The following is a 17,187-nucleotide window of genomic DNA, read 5'->3' on the forward strand; positions in this document are numbered from 1 at the left end:
TATGGAATTCACGATTCAACACTTTATTGCGCTTGCGCCACTGTTGATCACCAGCCTCACCATTATCGTGGTGATGCTGGCAATCGCCTGGCGCCGCAACCACTCGCAGACCTTCCTGATTTCGGTGGCAGGTCTGAACCTGGCCTTGCTGTCGATCCTGCCGGCACTGAAAGTCGCGCCTCTGGCCGTGACCCCATTGCTGCAGATCGACACCTTTGCCTGCCTGTACATGGCGCTGATCCTGGTCGCCACCCTCGCCTGCGTAACCCTCGCCCACGCCTACCTCGGCGATGGCGGTTCGGGTTACCCGGGCAACCGTGAAGAACTGTACCTGCTGATCCTGATGGCTGCCGCCGGTGGCCTGGTTCTGGTCAGCGCGCAGCACCTGGCCGGGTTGTTCATCGGTCTGGAACTGCTGTCGGTGCCGGTCTACGGTCTGGTGGCCTACGCCTTCTTCAACAAGCGTTCGCTGGAAGCCGGTATCAAGTACATGGTGCTGTCGGCCGCCGGTTCCGCGTTCCTGCTGTTCGGTATGGCGCTGCTGTACGCAGACTCGGGTTCCCTGAGCTTCGTGGGTATCGGTCAGGCACTGGCCACCACCAACCTGCCGAGCTCGCTGGCGCAACTGGGCCTGGGCATGATGCTGATCGGCCTGGCGTTCAAACTGTCGCTGGTACCGTTCCACCTGTGGACGCCGGACGTGTACGAAGGTGCTCCGGCACCGGTGGCCGCGTTCCTCGCCACCGCTTCGAAAGTGGCTGTGTTCGCGGTCATGGTTCGTCTGTTCCAGATCTCCCCTGCCGCAAGCAGTGGCGTGCTGAGCAACGTACTGACCATCATCGCCATCGCCTCGATCCTGTTCGGTAACCTGCTGGCCCTGACCCAGAGCAACCTCAAGCGTCTGCTCGGTTATTCGTCCATCGCGCACTTCGGCTACCTGCTGATCGCGCTGGTGGCGAGCAAGGGTCTGGCGGTGGAAGCCATCGGCGTGTACCTGGTCACCTACGTGATCACCAGCCTCGGCGCGTTCGGCGTGATCACCCTGATGTCCTCGCCGTACAACGGCCGTGACGCAGACGCGCTGTACGAGTACCGCGGCCTGTTCTGGCGCCGTCCGTACCTGACCGCCGTACTGACCGTGATGATGCTGTCCCTGGCCGGTATCCCGCTGACCGCAGGCTTCATCGGCAAGTTCTACATCATCGCTACCGGTGTCGAGTCGCACCAATGGTGGCTGGTCGGTTCGCTGGTTCTGGGCAGCGCCATCGGCGTGTTCTACTACCTGCGCGTGATGGTCACCCTGTACCTGATCGAACCGAACCTGCGCCGCCACGACGCCCAACTGCACTGGGAACAGAAAGCAGGCGGCGTGATGCTGCTGGCAATCGCCCTGGTTGCGTTCTTCCTCGGCGTCTACCCACAACCGTTGCTGACCCTGGTTCAGCAGGCGGGTCTGGCGGGCTGATTGCTCTGCTGGAATGGGCTACAAACAGAAACGGCACCTTCGGGTGCCGTTTTTGCGTTTATGCCATCACAGTTTTTTCAGCATCGGCACACAGGCCAGTTGAAGACCTGAAGGCGATTGATAAACCGCACACCCCTCCCCGACGTAACCGCAGCACCTGTAGAAATCAGCGGCATTCAAGGTCGCATCCAGACAAACCTCTGCCAGTCCCAGACTCCGTGCCAGCACTTCAAGAAAGTGCAGTACTCGCTTGCCCAGACCGCGCTGCATGAAATCCGGATGGATGAAGATGGCGCCGATTTCGCGATGCTCCAGATCGAGCATGCCGGTTGCCACGGGCTCACCCTCAACGTAACCCAGATAGAAATGCTTTTGCATGAGCGTGTCGTAACCGTCTGCCGCCGAGCCTTTTGTCCAGTCGAGCATCTGCTGCTCGCTGTAGGCACCGATGCATTGATGCCGGATCGCCAGTCGCCGAATCTCGAACGCTATCCCGGCATCGTCCGGGGTGGCTCTTTTGATTTCGAACATTTCTCTCTCCTTGAGCCATGTGCGGACGGGCAATTAAAAAGCCCCGTCCATTTCTGGCGGGGCTTTGGGTAACACGTCATTGACCAGACATGCATGACCTTATGGCCCGCCGGAAGCGGTCATAGAGGAGCACATCACGGTCATTCGATGTTGGGCATTCATGGCTGGATAGTGCTGCGGATTGTTCGGTCACGTCAATTGCAAGGTTCCTCCCTATTCAGTCGAATGCTCCCATCACACTGGTCGATTCGTCCTGCAGGCGTTTTTACGATCGGTGACTACCGTTGAAAAGGGGGCGAAAAGGATGGCCTGGAGGCCTTGACCAATTCGATCATCGGGACAAAACTATACGCAGGTAACGTACAGAACATGGATGCTCTTTTTATCGAATTACCCGCGTTCCAGAAGCACCGGGACGATTACCTGGATGATGATTTGTTCCGCAGCTTTCAATTGGAGCTGCTGAAAAATCCCGAAGCGGGCGATCTCATCGAAGGAACGGGTGGGCTGCGTAAAATTCGCTTCTGCGACCAACGACGCGGTAAAGGCAAGCGCAGCGGATTACGAGTGATTTATTACTGGTGGTCTGGTTTCGACCAATTCTGGCTGTTCACCGTGTACAGCAAAAACGAGCAAGACGATCTGTTGCCTTCCCAGAAAAGAGTCTTCAAACAGGCTCTGGATACAGAAATCAACACGAGAACCCAAATATGAAACGTGACATTTTTTCCGAACTGATGGAGGGCCTTGAGGCTTTGGCCGACGAGCGCCAGGGCAAGGTCACCCTTCGCACCCACAAAGTCCAGTTACCAAAACTATTGCCGATCACTGCCGAGGAAGTTGTTGCGATCCGCCAGCAACTCAACCTCTCCCGGTCAGTTTTCGCCATGTACCTGCGAACCAACACTCGAACCCTCGAAAACTGGGAACAAGGTCGAGCAACGCCAAATGCCCAAGCGACGACACTCATTCGACTGGTCGAGCGTTTTCCACAAACGATCGACCACCTTGCGGCTCTGACCTGACTTCCGGGATCTAACGAAATTGTAATCCCCCAATCACCTCCGCGTTATCCGCAGCCTGCAACGATGTCACCCGGCGACTCTCCAGACGGGCCTTGCCCGTCGAACAATAAAACTCACGCCGACACACGTTCCCGTTCTGCCGAACCCAAGGAGTGATTGATGGTTAACAACAAAAAAATGTCGATGGCCGCTTTAGCAGTGGTTGTCGGCTCCGGGCCGTCCATGGTGTTTGCAGAAGAAAAACCCGAAGGGTTTATCGAAGGCAGCAGCCTGACGGTGCTCAACCGCAACTTCTATTTCAATCGTGACCACCGCAACGGCCAGTCCAGCCCTACCGGCAATGGTTATTCCGAAGCCTGGGCCCATGCGGTCATCAGCAAGTTCGAATCCGGCTTCACCCAAGGCACCGTTGGGGTCGGTGTCGATGCGTTTGCCATGATCGGTCTGAAACTCGACACCGGTGATGGTCGCAACGGTGGCCGCAGTTCGTTCGATGTGTTGCCGGTCGACAGCGAAGGCAAAGCACGGGACGAATACACCAAGGTCGGGGGCGCCGCCAAAGTACGGGCCTTCGATACGGTGGTGAAAATCGGCGATGTGTTCCCGGCCAACCCAGTGGTTGCAGCAGGTGATTCGCGACTGCTGCCGGAAAGCTTTCGCGGCGTGACGGCGACCAACACCAGCATCGAAGGCCTGTCGATCCAGGGTGGCCGGCTGCATGCGATGAGTCAGCCGGTGTCCAGCGACATGCGCGAAAACTTCGCAACCTTCTATGCCGGACCGGTCAACTCGCCGTGGATCGCCTATGGCGGCGGCGACTACGCGCTGAACAAAAACCTCAGTTTCAGCCTGTACACCAGTCGACTGAAAGATGCCTGGAACCAGTACTACGCTGGCACCACCTGGACGTATCCGCTGTCGGATGACCTGTCGCTGTTCGGCGGCCTGAACTATTACAAAGCAGTCGACGAAGGCAAACAATTGCTCGGCAAGTTCGACAACAACATCTGGAGCGGCCGTGTCGGTGTGAAGCTTGGCGCCCACTCTGTCGCCCTCTCCCACCAGCGCAACAACGGCAACGACGACTTCGATTACCTGCGCCAGTCCGACTCGATCTTCCTCGACAACTCCATCCAGTACAGCGACTTCAACTCGCCGAAAGAGCGTTCATGGATGGTGCGCTACGACCTCGACATGACCACTTACGGCGTGCCGGGCCTGTCGTTCATGACCCGTTATGCCCGCGGCACCGACGCCGACTACTCCAACGCCAACGCCGTGTACATGCGCCGCGATGCCGACGGCAATCCGCTGACCGACCAGAAGCGCTGGGAGCGTGACATCGAAGTCAAATACGTGGTGCAGAGCGGTTCGATGAAAGACCTGTCGCTGCGTTTGCGCCAGGCCACCACCCGTGCCACGGCATTCGAGTCCGATCTGGATGAAGTACGCGTGATTGTCGAATACCCGCTGGCGATTCTCTGAGTTTTCACGAGCAATACAAATTCACCTTTAGAAGCTCCTTGCTCCTTTGGTAAGAGGTGAATCCTTTGGCGTCCTTCGGGGCGCCTTTTTTATGCCTGAAAAAAAACCCGACTCACTGAACATGAACCGGGCGTTTGAGCCGCTATCGGCGCTATCCACCCTGCTGACGGCAGGTGCCCATCACGCTATAGGTGAGCGTATTGAGTTGCCCTTTGGAGTCCTCATAAGTCATCGCTGCCGGCACAACCGCGCATTCATTCTTCGGCCGGACAACGCTGACCACTTTCTTCACATCCAGCTTCATACCGTACTCGTATTCCTTGACCACCGGCGCCGCTTTGCCCTGGGCGGCCGCGTACTGCTCCATGGCTTGAGCATTGGCGCTGAGCGCCCGCTCAAACGTCCGGTCTCCGCCCCCTTCGGCCAACGCATTCAAAGACATTGCCATGACACCGGTGAACGTCATCAACTTGAGAAAGTTCATATCCATTTCCTTCAAAAAACGACTCATAAAAAAGCCCACCATCGATGCGCGATGACGGGCTCATTCATTGGTGACACGCTTACAGGTCTTGGGTCTTTTCGTCCTTTTTATCATTCACGACGACAGGATCACGAGCCTTCTCCTTGGCCACAAACAGCTCCACGGAGCGGTCGTTGGCGGTCATCATTCGGTCGAAAGTGCGGTCACCGCCACCTTCGGCCATGGCCAGGGAAGACATCACCAACGCCACCAGAAAAGCACCGATCTGTACAGATTTCATGTTTGATTCCTCGTTTAAGTAACTGACGGGATCAAGGTAACAATCCGAACCTTTCGTGACGGTGGCGCCGAAATTACATATCCGTTATGTAGAAAGGCCCGCAATCGCGGGCCTGTTTTGAACCATGAAGCGACTAAGCAGCAGCCGGTGATTCCTCGTCCCGACGATGGGCAATCTGATACAGCGCCGGCAAGATCAACAACGTGAGGATGGTCGAGGACAGGATCCCGCCAATCACCACCGTCGCCAGCGGTCGCTGAACCTCGGCCCCGGTGCCGGTCGCCAGGGCCATCGGAATGAAGCCCAGGGACGCGACCAACGCCGTCATCAACACCGGGCGCAATCGCGTTAGCGCACCTTCATGAATCGCCTCGGCAAGCGAGCGCCCCTCCTCCCGCAAATTACGTATGAACGCGATCATCACCAACCCGTTGAGCACCGCCACACCGGACAACGCGATAAAACCAACACCCGCCGAGATCGACAACGGGATGTCCCGCAGCCACAACGCCATGACCCCGCCAGTCAGCGCAAACGGAATCCCGGTGAACACCAGCAAGCCGTCCTTGAGGTTGTTGAACATCATGAACAGCAACCCGAACACCAGCAGCAACGCCACCGGCACCACGATCTGCAAGCGTTTGGCCGCCGATTGCAGTTGCTCGAACTGACCGCCCCAGGTGGTCCAGTAACCCGCCGGCACCTGCACATCGCGCTCGATCACCTCGCCCGCCTCGGCGACGAAAGAGCCGATGTCACGCCCGCGCACGTTGGCGCTGACGATCACCAGGCGCTTGCCGTTCTCGCGGCTGACCTGATTCGGCCCCAGCACCAGATCGAGACTGGCAACATCTTTCAGCGCAATGAAGTCGATCTGACTGGCCGCCTCACCGCCAGCCGCCGGCACCGGAATCAGCAGCGCCGACAACCCGTCGACGTCCTTGCGCATGGCGTCGGACAAGCGCACCACCATGTCGAATCGACGATCACCTTCATACATTGTCCCGGCCTTCTGCCCGCCGACGGCCACCGCAATGGTGTCCTGCACATCGCCGACGTTGAGCCCGTAACGCGCAGCCTTATCGCGATCGATGTTGATGGTCAGCACCGGCAGACCGGTGGTTTGCTCGACCTTGACCTCGGACGCGCCATTGACCTTCTGCATCGCGGCGGCAATCTTCGCCGCCGTGGCATTTAGCACGTCCATGTCATCGCCAAACACCTTGACCGCCACGTCGCTGCGCACGCCGGAGATCAGTTCGTTGAAACGCAACTGGATCGGCTGCGACAGTTCATAGTTGCTGCCCGGCAGCGTCGCGGCGGCCTGTTGCAGTTCGGCCATCAGGGTTTCCCGGGACTTGCCCGGGTCCGGCCATTGGTCTTTCGGTTTGAGCATCACGTAGCTGTCGGAAATGTTCGGCGGCATCGGGTCGGAGGCGATTTCCGCGGTGCCGGTACGGGCGAACACGCGCTCGACTTCCGGCACTTTATCGAGGATCAACGTTTCCAATCGCTGCTGCATATCCACCGATTGCGTCAGGCTGGTGCCCGGCACGCGCAACGCCTGCAAGGCAAAATCGCCTTCGCTGAGACTCGGCACAAACTCGCTGCCCATGCGGCTGGTGACCACGCCACTGAGCACGATCACTCCCAACGCCGCACCGACCGCCATCGCCCGGTGGGACATGACCCAGGCCAGCGCCGGTGCATAGACGCGACGTGCACCGCGCATCACCACACCCTCTTCTTCCTTGACCTTGCCGGTCACGAACAGCGCAATCGCCGCCGGCACGAAGGTGACGGACAAGAGCATGGCGCCGAGCAGCGCGATGACCACGGTGAACGCCATCGGGTGGAACATTTTCCCTTCAACGCCGCTCAGGGCGAAGATCGGCAGGTACACGACCATGATGATCAACTGGCCGAAAATCAGCGGTCGCCGCGCCTCTTTCGCCGCGGCAAACACTTCATGGAAACGCTCGGATCGCGTCAGCAGACGCCCGTGATGCTGCTGCGCATGGGCCAGTCGTCGCAGCGTATTTTCGACGATCACCACCGCACCATCGACGATGATGCCGAAGTCGAGCGCGCCGAGACTCATCAGGTTGGCGCTGACCTTATTGCTGAACATGCCGGTGAAGGTGAACAGCATCGACAGCGGAATCACCATTGCCGTGATCAGCGCAGCGCGGATGTTGCCGAGGAACAGAAACAGAATCGCGATCACCAGAATCGCGCCTTCGACGAGGTTTTTCTTCACCGTGGCGATGGCCTTGTCGACCAGATGCGTGCGGTCATACACCGGCACCGCAATCACGCCGTCGGGCAAGGATTTGTTGATCTGTTCGAGCTTGGCGGCAACTGCCTGGGAGACCGTGCGACTGTTTTCGCCGATCAGCATGAACACGGTGCCGAGCACCACTTCCCGGCCATTTTCCGTGGCGGCGCCGCTACGCAGTTCGCGGCCGACATCCACGGTGGCGACGTTCTTGATGCGGATCGGCGTGCCGTCGACATTGGCCATGACGATGTTGGCGATGTCCTCGGTGCTCGCCACTTGCCCGGGTGCGCGAATCAGCAATTGCTCGCCGCTGCGCTCGATGTACCCGGCGCCGACGTTGGCGTTGTTGCGCTCCAGCGCCGTGACCAGATCGGTGAGGGTCAGTTTGTAGGCCGCGAGTTTTTTCGGATCGGGGGCAATCTGGTACTCCTTGGCAAAGCCGCCGATGGTGTTGATCTCGGCCACGCCGGGGACGTTGCGCAATTGCGGCTTGATGATCCAGTCCTGAATCACCCGCAGATCGGTCGGCGTGTAGGACGTACCGTCGTCCTTCAGCGCGCCTTCCTTCGTCTCGACCGTCCACAGAAAGATCTCGCCAAGCCCGGTGGAGATCGGCCCCATCACCGCCTCCACGCCCTCGGGTAATTGCTCCTTGGCGGACTGCAACCGCTCGTTGACCAACTGCCGGGCAAAGAACAGATCAGTGCCGTCCTTGAAGATCACCGTGACCTGGGACAACCCCGACCGCGACAGCGAACGGGTCTGTTCCAACGCCGGCAGGCCGGCCATCGCGGTTTCAATCGGGAACGTAATGCGCTGTTCGGTTTCCAGCGGCGAGAACCCGGCCGCGCCGGTGTTGATCTGCACCTGGACGTTGGTGATATCGGGCACGGCGTCGATCGGCAGCTTTTGGTAACTGGCGATGCCGAGGCCGGCCATGAGCAAAACGGCGAGCAGCACGATGATGCGCTGCTCGATGGCAAACTGGATCAGGCGTTCGAACATGGGAGTCTTCCGCAATTAGTGACTGTGCTCGGCCGAGGCTTTGCCCAGCTCCGATTTGAGGACGAAGCTGCCGGCGCTGGCGACTTGCACGCCCGGTTCCAGCCCGGCGGTGACTTCCACCTGCCCTGCTGCGCGACTGCCCAGCTCCACCGCTTGCGCCTTGAAGCCGTCGTCGGTGCGCACGAATACCGTGGGTTTGTCCTCGACGGTCTGGATCGCGGTTTCCGGTACAGCGACTTTGGCCTGGCGGCTGTCGGTGGCGACCAGCGCGGTGACAAACAGGCCCGGGCGCCATGAGCCTTGCGGGTTTTCCAACGTCACGCGAACCGTCGCGGTACGGGTCTGTTCGCCGAGCAGGCTGCCGACGTAGGCCACGGTGCCGGTCACTTCAGCATTCAATTCCGCCGCGCTGACCGTGACGGGTTTGCCCACTTGTACCTTGTTCAAGTCCTTCGGTGACACGCCGAAGGTGACCCACACCCGCGACAGATCCGAAAGCGTGAACGCCGCCGTAGTTTCATCGACCACCTCCCCCGGCGTGAGATGTTTTTCCACCACCACACCGTCGAACGGTGCCCGCAGCTCATAGCGATTACCGCCAGTGGCAACCACACTGCCGCTAAGCACGCTGATCTTTTGCCGGGCGTTGTTCAGGGCGATTTCGGCTTCTTCCAGAGCCTGACGCGCCTGGAGGAAATCCTGCTCGGCGGAGATCTTGTCCTGCCACAGTTTCTTCTCGCGTTCGAAAGTCGTGCGCGCCAAGGCCAAACGGCGTTGCGCGGCCGCCTGTTCGCTGCGCTGATCGGAAATCTGCTGACTGGCGATCACAGCCAGCAACTGGCCCTTCTTCACCGACTGCCCGAGATTGACCGACACCGACTCGACCACACCCGGTACGCGTGGCACCACATGCGCAGTGCGGTCCTCGTCGAAGCGCACTTCACCGGGGAACGGCAGGCCGAGACTGATGCGCTGCGCTCGCGCTTCGGCCAGTTGAATCCCCGCCGCCGTGATTTGTTCGGCCGTCAATTCGATGTGCCCTTCTTCGCCATGTTCGCCTTCTGCGGCAGCGCCCTCTTCCGCGTGATCCGCATGTTCGGCGGCCTCATCGGCATGCGCGTCGATGCCTGAGTTGCCCGCCCACATCGAGCCGATACCAATGCCCAACGCCAAGGTCGCCGCAGCGACCACGATCAGTTTTTTATCCATGGAAACTCCTCTGCGCCGTGCCATCGCGCAGTGATCAGAAAATTGAAATTCAAGGGCTGACGCTGAGGTCGCCGAAAATGCGTTCGATGCAGACCCGAGCGTCGGTCGCCTCGCTCACCGCCTGGATATATTGGGTGCGAGCGCTGATCAGCGTGCGCTGGGCGTCGAGCACGTCGAGGAAGCCGAACTTGCCCATTTCGAAACCGCGAGTGGCGCTGTCCACCGCACTTTGCGCGGCGGGCAGGATGGTCTGGTTGAACGCCTTGATTTCGCCGTTGGCGGTCTGCCATTGCGCAAGCGTGGTCTGGATTTCAGTGCGCAAGCGAAGCTCGGTGGCGTTGCGCAGGTCCCGCGCCTGATCGGTACGCCGCGCGGCCGCCAGCACGTTGCCCTGATTGCGGTTGAACAACGGAATCGGCATCGACAGCCCGACCACATTGACCCGCTCGCGCTCGGTTTCACTGTACTGGCTGCCGATGCTGACGGTGAGATCGGGTATCCGCTGGGACTTTTCCAGTCCCAGCGACGCCTCGCGCTGGTCGATCTGCAACCTGGCCAGGCGCAGCTCCGCCGTTTCGTTCAGGCGCTCAAGCAAACGGGTAGGCGGCGGTACGCTGGGCAGGCTTTGAGTCGCGGTCTGCACCGTGGTCGACGTCGGCAACGGTGCGCCCATGACCTGTGCCAATTGCTGGTACGCATTGGCCTGATCGCGCTCCGCGCGGCTCAGCTCCAGGCGCACTTCCGAGAGCTGCACCTGGGCGCGAGTGCCTTCCACCGGCGACGACTTGCCCGCCTCGATCCTCCCCTGCGCCACACGCAAACCGTGCTCGGCGAGTTGCAGCGACTGCCGGGCCAGTTGCAAACGTTGCTGCGCAGTTTGCGCACCGTTGAACGCTTGAAGCACGTCGGCACGCAGTGCGTTGCGCTTGCGCTCCAGTTCGATGCCGGCGGCATCCTGCGCACGACTCGCCACATCAATCCGCGCGCCACGCTTGCCGCCCAGCTCGATCGGCTGGCTGAGCATCACCGTGGTGGTGCGCGACTGGCGCCGGGTGTCTTCGGCCTCCCACGAAACCTCGGGGTTGGGAATCAGCCCGGCCTGCTTGCGGTCACCTTCGGCAATGCCGATTTCCCACTGTGCAGCGGCCAGATCCGGGTTGCCGGCGAAGGCGGTTTGCAGGGCCTGATCCAGGGTCAGGGTCGAAGCACTGGCAAGGCTTGTACAGGCCAACAACAAGAGGCCGCTGGCGGTTTTTTTCAGGCGTGATCGCGCCGTCAGTTCTATTAAACCGGGCAATGGAAGGCTTCCTTTAATCAAGAATCGTTGATTGCGCCACGGTAGGGTTTTGAACTTATCGACAAGGTGACGTGAACATTACAAATCCGTTATCCACGGTTTATCGAAGTTGTTTTGCTCTAGGATTCGAAGTTCGAATGGCTTTGTTGCAATACATGGAAACAAATGCACGTTAGTTATCCGCCGAACAGCACTTGCCGAAATCGAAGTCATGAGAAATTCGCTTTTCTGCTGCGACAGGCTGTCGCGGATGGCCGACTTAAAGGCCTCAGGCGTTGACTCTGTAGCCACTACAGCCTTTACCGTGCACGCCATTCAGTTATTGAAACCGTCCGGAAGCCCCTACAAAAACAACAACTTTCCCGGCCACCTTAATTAATTATCCATTGAATAAAAGTGGTGATAAATCATGCGAATCCTTGTCGTCGAGGACGAGCTTAAAGCTGCCGAATACTTGCATCAGGGTCTGACCGAAAGTGGCTATATCGTTGACCACGCTGTTAACGGCGCTGATGGTTTGCACCTGGCACAACAACAGGTTTATGACCTGATCATTCTGGATGTGAACCTGCCGGAACTCGACGGCTGGGGCGTGCTGGAACAGTTACGCCGCACCCACTCCACCCGGGTGATGATGCTTACCGCGCGCGGGCGGCTGGCGGACAAGATCCGGGGGCTGGATCTGGGCGCCGACGACTATCTGGTCAAGCCGTTCGAGTTTCCGGAACTACTGGCCCGGGTGCGTACCCTGATGCGCCGCAGCGAAAACATCCCGGTGCCGCAGGTACTCAAGGTCGCCGACCTGGAGCTCGATCCGGGCCGTCACCGGGCGTTTCGTGGCCAGCAACGCATCGACCTGACCACCAAGGAGTTCGCCCTGTTGCACTTGCTGATGCGCCAGTCCGGCGAAGTGCTGACCCGCACCCAGATCATCTCGCTGGTGTGGGACATGAATTTTGACTGCGACACCAACGTGGTCGAGGTCTCGATCCGCCGCTTGCGAGCGAAGATCGACGACCCGTTCGACAGCAAACTGATCCACACCCTGCGCGGTGTCGGCTATGTGCTGGAGGCACGGGAATGAAGCCGGTCAGCCTGTCACTGCGACTGGGGCTGACAGTCAGTACTCTCGGTGCGCTGCTGGTGGTGTTCCTGGCGATCCTCGCGTATTTCGCCCTGACCCATGAACTGAATGCGTTGTCTCGGGACAGCCTGGAAAAGAAGATGGCGCAAGTGGAACACAGCCTCTCGCTGTACATCGATACCAATGAAGTCAGTGGCAAGCCGCACATTCTGCTCGATCAGGTCATGGGGCATGACAACCTGACGCTGACGATTTATGACCGAGGCAATTTGCGCTCGCCGCTGCTCAAGTCAGGGTCAGGATTGACGGACCCACGGATTGAATTGAAAGCAGTGCGGGCGACGACCGATCAGTTGACCTACACCGACAGCGTCGATGCTGAAGGCGCGAAGTTTCTCACCGCCTCGAAGCTGATTCGTCTGAAGGACGGCAGCAACGTGCCGGTGCTGTTGTCGATGGACAATGCCCACGACCAGGCCTTGCTCAGCGCCTACCTGCGCTCGACGCTGATTGCCTTGCCGTTGCTGCTGGTGTTCATCGGCCTGACCGCCTGGGGCGCGGTGCAGCGCGGACTGGCGCCGCTGCGCGAGTTTCGCAAAGTGGCGGCCCGGGTGACCACCCAGGACCTCGACCATCGGCTGTCAGTAGTGAACATGCCTCAGGAGCTCAGCGAACTGGCGCAAGGCATCAACGTGATGCTCGATCGCCTGGACAGCGGCGTGCAGCAGTTGTCGCAGTTCTCCGATGATCTGGCCCACGAACTGCGTACGCCGATCAACAACCTGATGGGCAAGGCTCAGGTCACGCTGTCGCGGGAACGCTCGGTCGAGGAATACACCGACGTCCTGGTGTCCTGCACCGAAGAACTGGAGCGCATCGCACGCATTGTCTCGGACATGTTGTTTCTGGCCCAGGCCAGCCAGCCGATGGCGCACGCGTCGTTCGAGTCGATTGCACTGGAAGACGAGGCGCTCAGGGTGGCCGAGCTGTTTTCCCTGTCGGCGCAGGACAAGCAGATCCAGCTGAAGGTGGTCGGCAGCGCGCAAGTCTCTGGCGACCGACTGATGATCCAGCGAGCGATATCGAACCTGCTGTCCAACGCCCTGCGCCACTGCCCCGCCGGCAAAACCGTTTCACTGTTCATCGAGCAGGCGCCGACACAGGTGGCACTGCGTGTGAGCAATCCCGGCGCAGGCATTGCAGCGCAGCACTTGCCGCATCTGTTCGACCGCTTTTACCGTGTCGACAGCAGCCGCACCCGCTCGCAGGGCAGCACCGGTCTGGGGCTGGCTATCGTACGCTCGATCATGAGCCTGCATTCGGGCACCGCGCACGTGCAAAGCCGTCCGGGGGCGATGACGGTTTTCAGTCTGGTGTTCCCCGTGCTCGCGCAAAAGCACTAAACCCTTCAAACAGATTTGTGCGGTGTTTTCTTAATCTCCATCAGAAAAATCACCGCACAAGCGCGCCATACATCCACGTACTCCCTTCAGTGTGATTTTGCGTCGGCTTTGCGATGAAACGTCTGACAAGGACAGGAAAAAAACTCCGCAGACGATTGGTTCATGATCGTTTCGTTCGCCTTCTTGCACAGCGCTCTCCCCCTCTAAAACAAGCCTTCCCGGTGATCCTGACGCGTCTATTCAAGATTTATCAGCACGTATTTCGGCGCGGGTAAAAACCGCGAACGGAAACGTCTGGACATTTTTGACCCCGCCGTCGCTGCCCTCTTAGATTCGGCTCGTGCTTGCAACAGCACCCCCGAACAACAACCTAGGAGAAACATCATGGGCTACATGGGCAGCTGGAACGCAAATCCTGTCGATGAACTCGACGAGCAGGAAACGCCCTCGGCAGAGCAGATTGAAGCACTGCAATTGACCGAGGAAGAACAGGCGGAACTGAACGCCGAGTGACAAGACCCGCGGGGGCCACACGCCCTCGCGGGCTTTCCGGGAAGGACATCATGGACAAGACAAGGATGGCCGAGCGCGAGCTCACGGCCGATCAGGCAGAACGACGGATTCATGCCGAGCTTTCACTTCTGGGCCTCACACCGGTAACCCGCACACTCGGCCGCAAGGTCGTTGCCGTTCAGGCGAGTCTTCACGGCAGCGACAACCGTCATGCCCGTGGCTGCGGCAAGGGTTATGCGGATCAGGCACACCTGGGCGCGCTCTATGAAGCACTTGAGCACTATTGGACGGATGAACACTTCGCGACCGATGTTCACCACGAGACGGAGCGCTATTTCAAAGACATGCCGATCTTTGCCGATGACTCGCTTCTGCACAGGCTCACCTGTCAGCAAAACGTACGCATTACCTGCAGAACCTATGTCTGTCCTCCGTGGCATGACCGTTTTTCCTATCCGGTTGCGCTGACTTCTCCCAACGGTTCACTTCAGCCTTCTTCACCGGGCACGGCAGACTGCCGCGCCGTGCGACGCTACGCCAGCAACAGCGGCACTGCCATCGGCGCCACTTGCAGCGAAGCAATGCTGCACGCCACCAACGAATGCATCGAGCGCGATGCCGTGTCGCTGTTTCTGCTCAATCATTTCTATTACGAGAATCACCCGCCACTGCAGCGGGTGGCCCGCCTCGGTGACGGCGACGAACTCGGTCGCCTGTGGGCCAATGCCGAGCAGGAAGTCGGCAGCGAAATCGTGCTGGTGGATATCAGCAGCGAATTCAAGGCACGAACCTTTTTGGCATTTACGACGAAGCCGACGCCACATCCACAGGTATACGGCAGCGGCTGTTCCCTTGACCCACGTCACGCCGCATGGCGAGCGCTCACTGAGCTGGCGCAATTGCAGCTCAGCGCCGCCGAGCCCGAATACCACCAAACGCTGGTCAACGCGCTGCGCAACCTGCAGCCCTTCCCGCGTCTACTGCGTTGTGCGCAATTCGATCCGCAGACGCTGTTGCATCGCAGCCCGCAACACGAGGTGACGCTGCCCGGCGTTGGTGAGGACATGTCCGTGGACGATCAACTTCACTTGCTGACTCAAGACCTGCAAAGCCACGGCCGTACACTGGGCGCTTCGATCCTGAAGCAAACCAAGCTCGGCACAACCCTGATCAACGTGGTGATTCCCGGACTGGAGAGGTTCTTCGTGGTCTCCAGCGGCAACGTGGTCATCCCGCAGGCCCGGGGCCGAACTCTGGAGAGGCCAGTCCCATGAACCGACTTGATCGCACCCGGGAACTGGCACTGGCCCGCTCCATGCCCCGTCACCTGAACGAGAACGGTGGCGTCGGCCATTACCTCGAACCGCCAGGCAGCGGGCTGCACCACGTTTTTTTCCTGCGGCTGAACGATCAGGTCTGGGTCGGCCGCAAACTCCTGCAACGTGATCGGCACTTTCGATGGCAGGCCAGCAGCGCACTCAAGCCCGGCATGCTGCTGGGCCCGCATCTCCATTCACTGTGGGGTGACGACGGTTTGTCGATCGGCTTTCGAACAGTTTCTGCCGAGAAAAAAACGCAAATCTTCGAGCGTGCATTGCATCAGGCCGACAGCGAGATTCTGTTCCCGTTCCCGGTACTTGACGCTGCCGGACGGGAAGCGGTCTGCTCGGCGGACTTCTGGCAATGCAGCCTGGTACTGGCCGAACAGCTGAACACCGACGAACAACACTTGCGCGAATATTGCGCCGGATTGCTCCAGGCGATCACCGCAACAGGCGCACTGATTTATGACCCCGCCTGCTCGACGGGCGAGTTCATTGCCCATCTCGCCCGCGCCCTCCCCGACTGCCTGTGCCTGGGGACTGATCGCTCAGCCTCGATGATCGAACACGCTCGACAAACTCATGGGAGGACGTCTGTCGAGTTCCGTTTGCTCGATGCGAGTGAGGCCTTTGATGCCGGGATTCACTGCGATGTGCTGATCCTGCGTTTCCTGAATGCGGAAGTCTTGACCCGCCGTGAGGCCCGGGCCGCATTCGAGTCGCTCATCCGTTGCGTCAAACCTGGCGGCACGATCCTCGTCTTTGGTCACACGCCGGTGCTGATCCCTGTCGCCTGGCTCGCTGTCACCCACCACCTGCAACTGGAATCCAGCGTTGCAGCGCGCCCGGGGCAGGTCGAGCTGTTCCAGTTCTATCGTCTGAAGGTCCTGCCAGCATGACGTTTTCATTGCAAAGCAGAGGCTATTACCCGACCGGCGATGGCCATCAACTCTACTGGGAACGCCATGGCATTGCGGGAGGCGAACCGGTGTTTTTCCTGCATGGCGGCCCCGGTGGGCGCTGCAGTCGTCATCATCTGGACTTCTTCGACCTGCGCCGTTTCGACATCATCCTGTTTGACCAACGCGGTTGCGGGCGCTCGACGCCCTACGGCGAACGGCGCGACAACAACACCGGTCTGTGCGTCGAAGACATCGACGCCCTGCGCCAGCACTTCGGCTTCGAAAAAATCAGTGTGCTGGGTGTTTCGTGGGGCAGCTGGCTGGCGATCCAGTACCAGCAGCGCTATCCGCAGCACCTGCTGAAAACCACACTGGTGTCGGTGTTCGTCCCATTCGCAGCCAATGTCCGGTCATACGATCAGGCACTCAATGACGGGTTGGCACAATCGCCTCAAGCGACGTCAGGCCATCGCGCCAGGGACATCTACCGGATACTCGGTGAAGGTTGCCCATTGCAACAGCGTGTCGCCGCCATTGAATGGTTGAATGGGGTTTTGCGCCGTACGGGGCAGACGGTCTGCCCCGGCACGCTGGAGCGTTTCGTCGATCAGGAAGCAGTGCTCGCGATCCGTCTGGAGCTGCATTACCACCTGCAAGGCTATTTCTTCCGGCCAAGGGATCAGGACCTGATCCTCGACGACAACACCCTGCTGATCCAGGGCATCCGCGATACCTTCGGCATGGCCAGCGTGCGCTGGCTCAGGCAACGCATGAACCTTCACTGTCGTTTGCTGCACGCCGGGCACAACGCCTTTGAAAGCGCCATCCTCAAAGCCGTACGCCGGGCGGTGAAACGTGAAATCGAGGGCTGAAAAAACGGCACCCGAAGGTGCCGTTCTGT

At 59.7% G+C, this 17,187-nt stretch carries 16 protein-coding genes; 10 read left to right on the forward strand and 6 right to left on the reverse strand.

Annotated features, from left to right (window positions below; all coding sequences use genetic code 11):
- Nucleotide 1: 1 nt before the first annotated feature.
- Nucleotides 2–1,465: an NADH-quinone oxidoreductase subunit NuoN gene (gene nuoN, locus AC3WRD_RS24430; RefSeq protein WP_102622478.1), complete on the forward strand. Its 1,464-nt coding sequence runs from the start codon at nt 2–4 to the stop codon at nt 1,463–1,465.
- Between the two features lie 66 nt (nt 1,466–1,531).
- On the opposite strand, the gene AC3WRD_RS24435 is transcribed toward nuoN, so the two are convergent.
- On the reverse strand, nt 1,532–1,996 hold the full coding sequence (locus AC3WRD_RS24435) for a GNAT family N-acetyltransferase (RefSeq protein WP_096822269.1): 465 nt from the start codon (nt 1,994–1,996) through the stop codon (nt 1,532–1,534).
- A gap of 369 nt (nt 1,997–2,365) precedes the next feature.
- On the opposite strand from AC3WRD_RS24435, the gene AC3WRD_RS24440 reads away from it, so the two are divergent.
- From AC3WRD_RS24440 to AC3WRD_RS24450, 3 genes are all read left to right on the forward strand, one after another.
- The gene (locus tag AC3WRD_RS24440) at nt 2,366–2,710 is read left to right on the forward strand and encodes a toxin (RefSeq protein ID WP_096822369.1); all 345 of its coding nucleotides are present in this window, start codon (nt 2,366–2,368) and stop codon (nt 2,708–2,710) included.
- Nucleotides 2,707–3,021 (forward strand): helix-turn-helix domain-containing protein, encoded by a 315-nt coding sequence (locus tag AC3WRD_RS24445; RefSeq protein ID WP_007951468.1) that lies wholly within the window; start codon nt 2,707–2,709, stop codon nt 3,019–3,021. The genes AC3WRD_RS24440 and AC3WRD_RS24445 overlap by 4 nt, the downstream gene beginning before the upstream one ends.
- A 159-nt stretch (nt 3,022–3,180) precedes the next feature.
- Entirely contained in the window at nt 3,181–4,506 is a 1,326-nt protein-coding gene (locus tag AC3WRD_RS24450) for an OprD family porin (protein WP_102622479.1), read from the forward strand.
- Nucleotides 4,507–4,657: 151 nt separating this feature from the next.
- Here the strand turns inward: AC3WRD_RS24450 and AC3WRD_RS24455 are convergent, their stop codons facing one another.
- From AC3WRD_RS24455 to AC3WRD_RS24475, 5 genes are all read right to left on the reverse strand, one after another.
- Nucleotides 4,658–4,990 (reverse strand): DUF2790 domain-containing protein, encoded by a 333-nt coding sequence (locus tag AC3WRD_RS24455; protein WP_102622493.1) that lies wholly within the window; start codon nt 4,988–4,990, stop codon nt 4,658–4,660.
- 79 nt (nt 4,991–5,069) lie between these two features.
- Complete coding sequence (locus tag AC3WRD_RS24460) at nt 5,070–5,270, reverse strand: co-regulatory protein PtrA N-terminal domain-containing protein (RefSeq protein ID WP_096822271.1); 201 nt, start codon at nt 5,268–5,270, stop codon at nt 5,070–5,072.
- A 133-nt stretch (nt 5,271–5,403) separates the two neighbouring features.
- Nucleotides 5,404–8,556, reverse strand: coding sequence for an efflux RND transporter permease subunit (locus tag AC3WRD_RS24465; RefSeq protein WP_102622480.1), 3,153 nt, complete (start codon nt 8,554–8,556; stop codon nt 5,404–5,406).
- A gap of 15 nt (nt 8,557–8,571) precedes the next feature.
- Nucleotides 8,572–9,765 (reverse strand): efflux RND transporter periplasmic adaptor subunit, encoded by a 1,194-nt coding sequence (locus AC3WRD_RS24470; protein WP_096822273.1) that lies wholly within the window; start codon nt 9,763–9,765, stop codon nt 8,572–8,574.
- 49 nt (nt 9,766–9,814) lie between these two features.
- Nucleotides 9,815–11,062 carry a TolC family protein gene (locus AC3WRD_RS24475; protein WP_102622481.1) on the reverse strand — a complete coding sequence of 416 codons (1,248 nt, stop codon included), beginning with the start codon at nt 11,060–11,062 and terminating at the stop codon, nt 9,815–9,817.
- Between the two features lie 409 nt (nt 11,063–11,471).
- Between AC3WRD_RS24475 and AC3WRD_RS24480 the strand changes: the two genes are divergently transcribed.
- The 6 genes from AC3WRD_RS24480 (at nt 11,472) to AC3WRD_RS24505 (ending at nt 17,158) form a co-directional block, all read left to right on the forward strand.
- Nucleotides 11,472–12,146 (forward strand): heavy metal response regulator transcription factor, encoded by a 675-nt coding sequence (locus AC3WRD_RS24480; protein WP_096822275.1) that lies wholly within the window; start codon nt 11,472–11,474, stop codon nt 12,144–12,146.
- Nucleotides 12,143–13,549 carry a heavy metal sensor histidine kinase gene (locus AC3WRD_RS24485; protein ID WP_102622482.1) on the forward strand — a complete coding sequence of 469 codons (1,407 nt, stop codon included), beginning with the start codon at nt 12,143–12,145 and terminating at the stop codon, nt 13,547–13,549. The genes AC3WRD_RS24480 and AC3WRD_RS24485 overlap by 4 nt, the downstream gene beginning before the upstream one ends.
- Nucleotides 13,550–13,933: 384 nt before the next feature.
- Nucleotides 13,934–14,062, forward strand: coding sequence for a hypothetical protein (locus tag AC3WRD_RS24490; RefSeq protein ID WP_256580660.1), 129 nt, complete (start codon nt 13,934–13,936; stop codon nt 14,060–14,062).
- A gap of 50 nt (nt 14,063–14,112) precedes the next feature.
- Complete coding sequence (locus AC3WRD_RS24495; protein ID WP_102622483.1) at nt 14,113–15,336, forward strand: YcaO-like family protein; 1,224 nt, start codon at nt 14,113–14,115, stop codon at nt 15,334–15,336.
- Entirely contained in the window at nt 15,333–16,283 is a 951-nt protein-coding gene (locus AC3WRD_RS24500) for a class I SAM-dependent methyltransferase (RefSeq protein ID WP_102622484.1), read from the forward strand. Before AC3WRD_RS24495 ends, AC3WRD_RS24500 begins: the two co-directional genes overlap by 4 nt.
- Nucleotides 16,280–17,158 (forward strand): alpha/beta fold hydrolase, encoded by an 879-nt coding sequence (locus AC3WRD_RS24505; protein WP_102622485.1) that lies wholly within the window; start codon nt 16,280–16,282, stop codon nt 17,156–17,158. Before AC3WRD_RS24500 ends, AC3WRD_RS24505 begins: the two co-directional genes overlap by 4 nt.
- The last annotated feature ends 29 nt before the right edge of the window (nt 17,159–17,187 follow it).

The sequence above is a fragment of the Pseudomonas sp. FW215-R2 genome (genome assembly GCF_058789255.1).

Excerpts from the sequence above, each read along its gene's own strand:
- AC3WRD_RS24455 (WP_102622493.1), bottom strand. The coding sequence starts at position 4,990 with ATGAACTTTCTCAAGTTGATGACGTTCACCGGTGTCATGGCAATGTCT.
- nuoN (WP_102622478.1), top strand. The coding sequence starts at position 2 with ATGGAATTCACGATTCAACACTTTATTGCGCTTGCGCCACTGTTGATC.
- AC3WRD_RS24495 (WP_102622483.1), top strand. The coding sequence starts at position 14,113 with ATGGACAAGACAAGGATGGCCGAGCGCGAGCTCACGGCCGATCAGGCA.
- AC3WRD_RS24500 (WP_102622484.1), top strand. The coding sequence starts at position 15,333 with ATGAACCGACTTGATCGCACCCGGGAACTGGCACTGGCCCGCTCCATG.
- AC3WRD_RS24445 (WP_007951468.1), top strand. The coding sequence starts at position 2,707 with ATGAAACGTGACATTTTTTCCGAACTGATGGAGGGCCTTGAGGCTTTG.
- AC3WRD_RS24465 (WP_102622480.1), bottom strand. The coding sequence starts at position 8,556 with ATGTTCGAACGCCTGATCCAGTTTGCCATCGAGCAGCGCATCATCGTG.
- AC3WRD_RS24435 (WP_096822269.1), bottom strand. The coding sequence starts at position 1,996 with ATGTTCGAAATCAAAAGAGCCACCCCGGACGATGCCGGGATAGCGTTC.
- AC3WRD_RS24505 (WP_102622485.1), top strand. The coding sequence starts at position 16,280 with ATGACGTTTTCATTGCAAAGCAGAGGCTATTACCCGACCGGCGATGGC.
- AC3WRD_RS24485 (WP_102622482.1), top strand. The coding sequence starts at position 12,143 with ATGAAGCCGGTCAGCCTGTCACTGCGACTGGGGCTGACAGTCAGTACT.
- AC3WRD_RS24450 (WP_102622479.1), top strand. The coding sequence starts at position 3,181 with ATGGTTAACAACAAAAAAATGTCGATGGCCGCTTTAGCAGTGGTTGTC.
- AC3WRD_RS24470 (WP_096822273.1), bottom strand. The coding sequence starts at position 9,765 with ATGGATAAAAAACTGATCGTGGTCGCTGCGGCGACCTTGGCGTTGGGC.
- AC3WRD_RS24480 (WP_096822275.1), top strand. The coding sequence starts at position 11,472 with ATGCGAATCCTTGTCGTCGAGGACGAGCTTAAAGCTGCCGAATACTTG.
- AC3WRD_RS24460 (WP_096822271.1), bottom strand. The coding sequence starts at position 5,270 with ATGAAATCTGTACAGATCGGTGCTTTTCTGGTGGCGTTGGTGATGTCT.
- AC3WRD_RS24490 (WP_256580660.1), top strand. The coding sequence starts at position 13,934 with ATGGGCTACATGGGCAGCTGGAACGCAAATCCTGTCGATGAACTCGAC.
- AC3WRD_RS24440 (WP_096822369.1), top strand. The coding sequence starts at position 2,366 with ATGGATGCTCTTTTTATCGAATTACCCGCGTTCCAGAAGCACCGGGAC.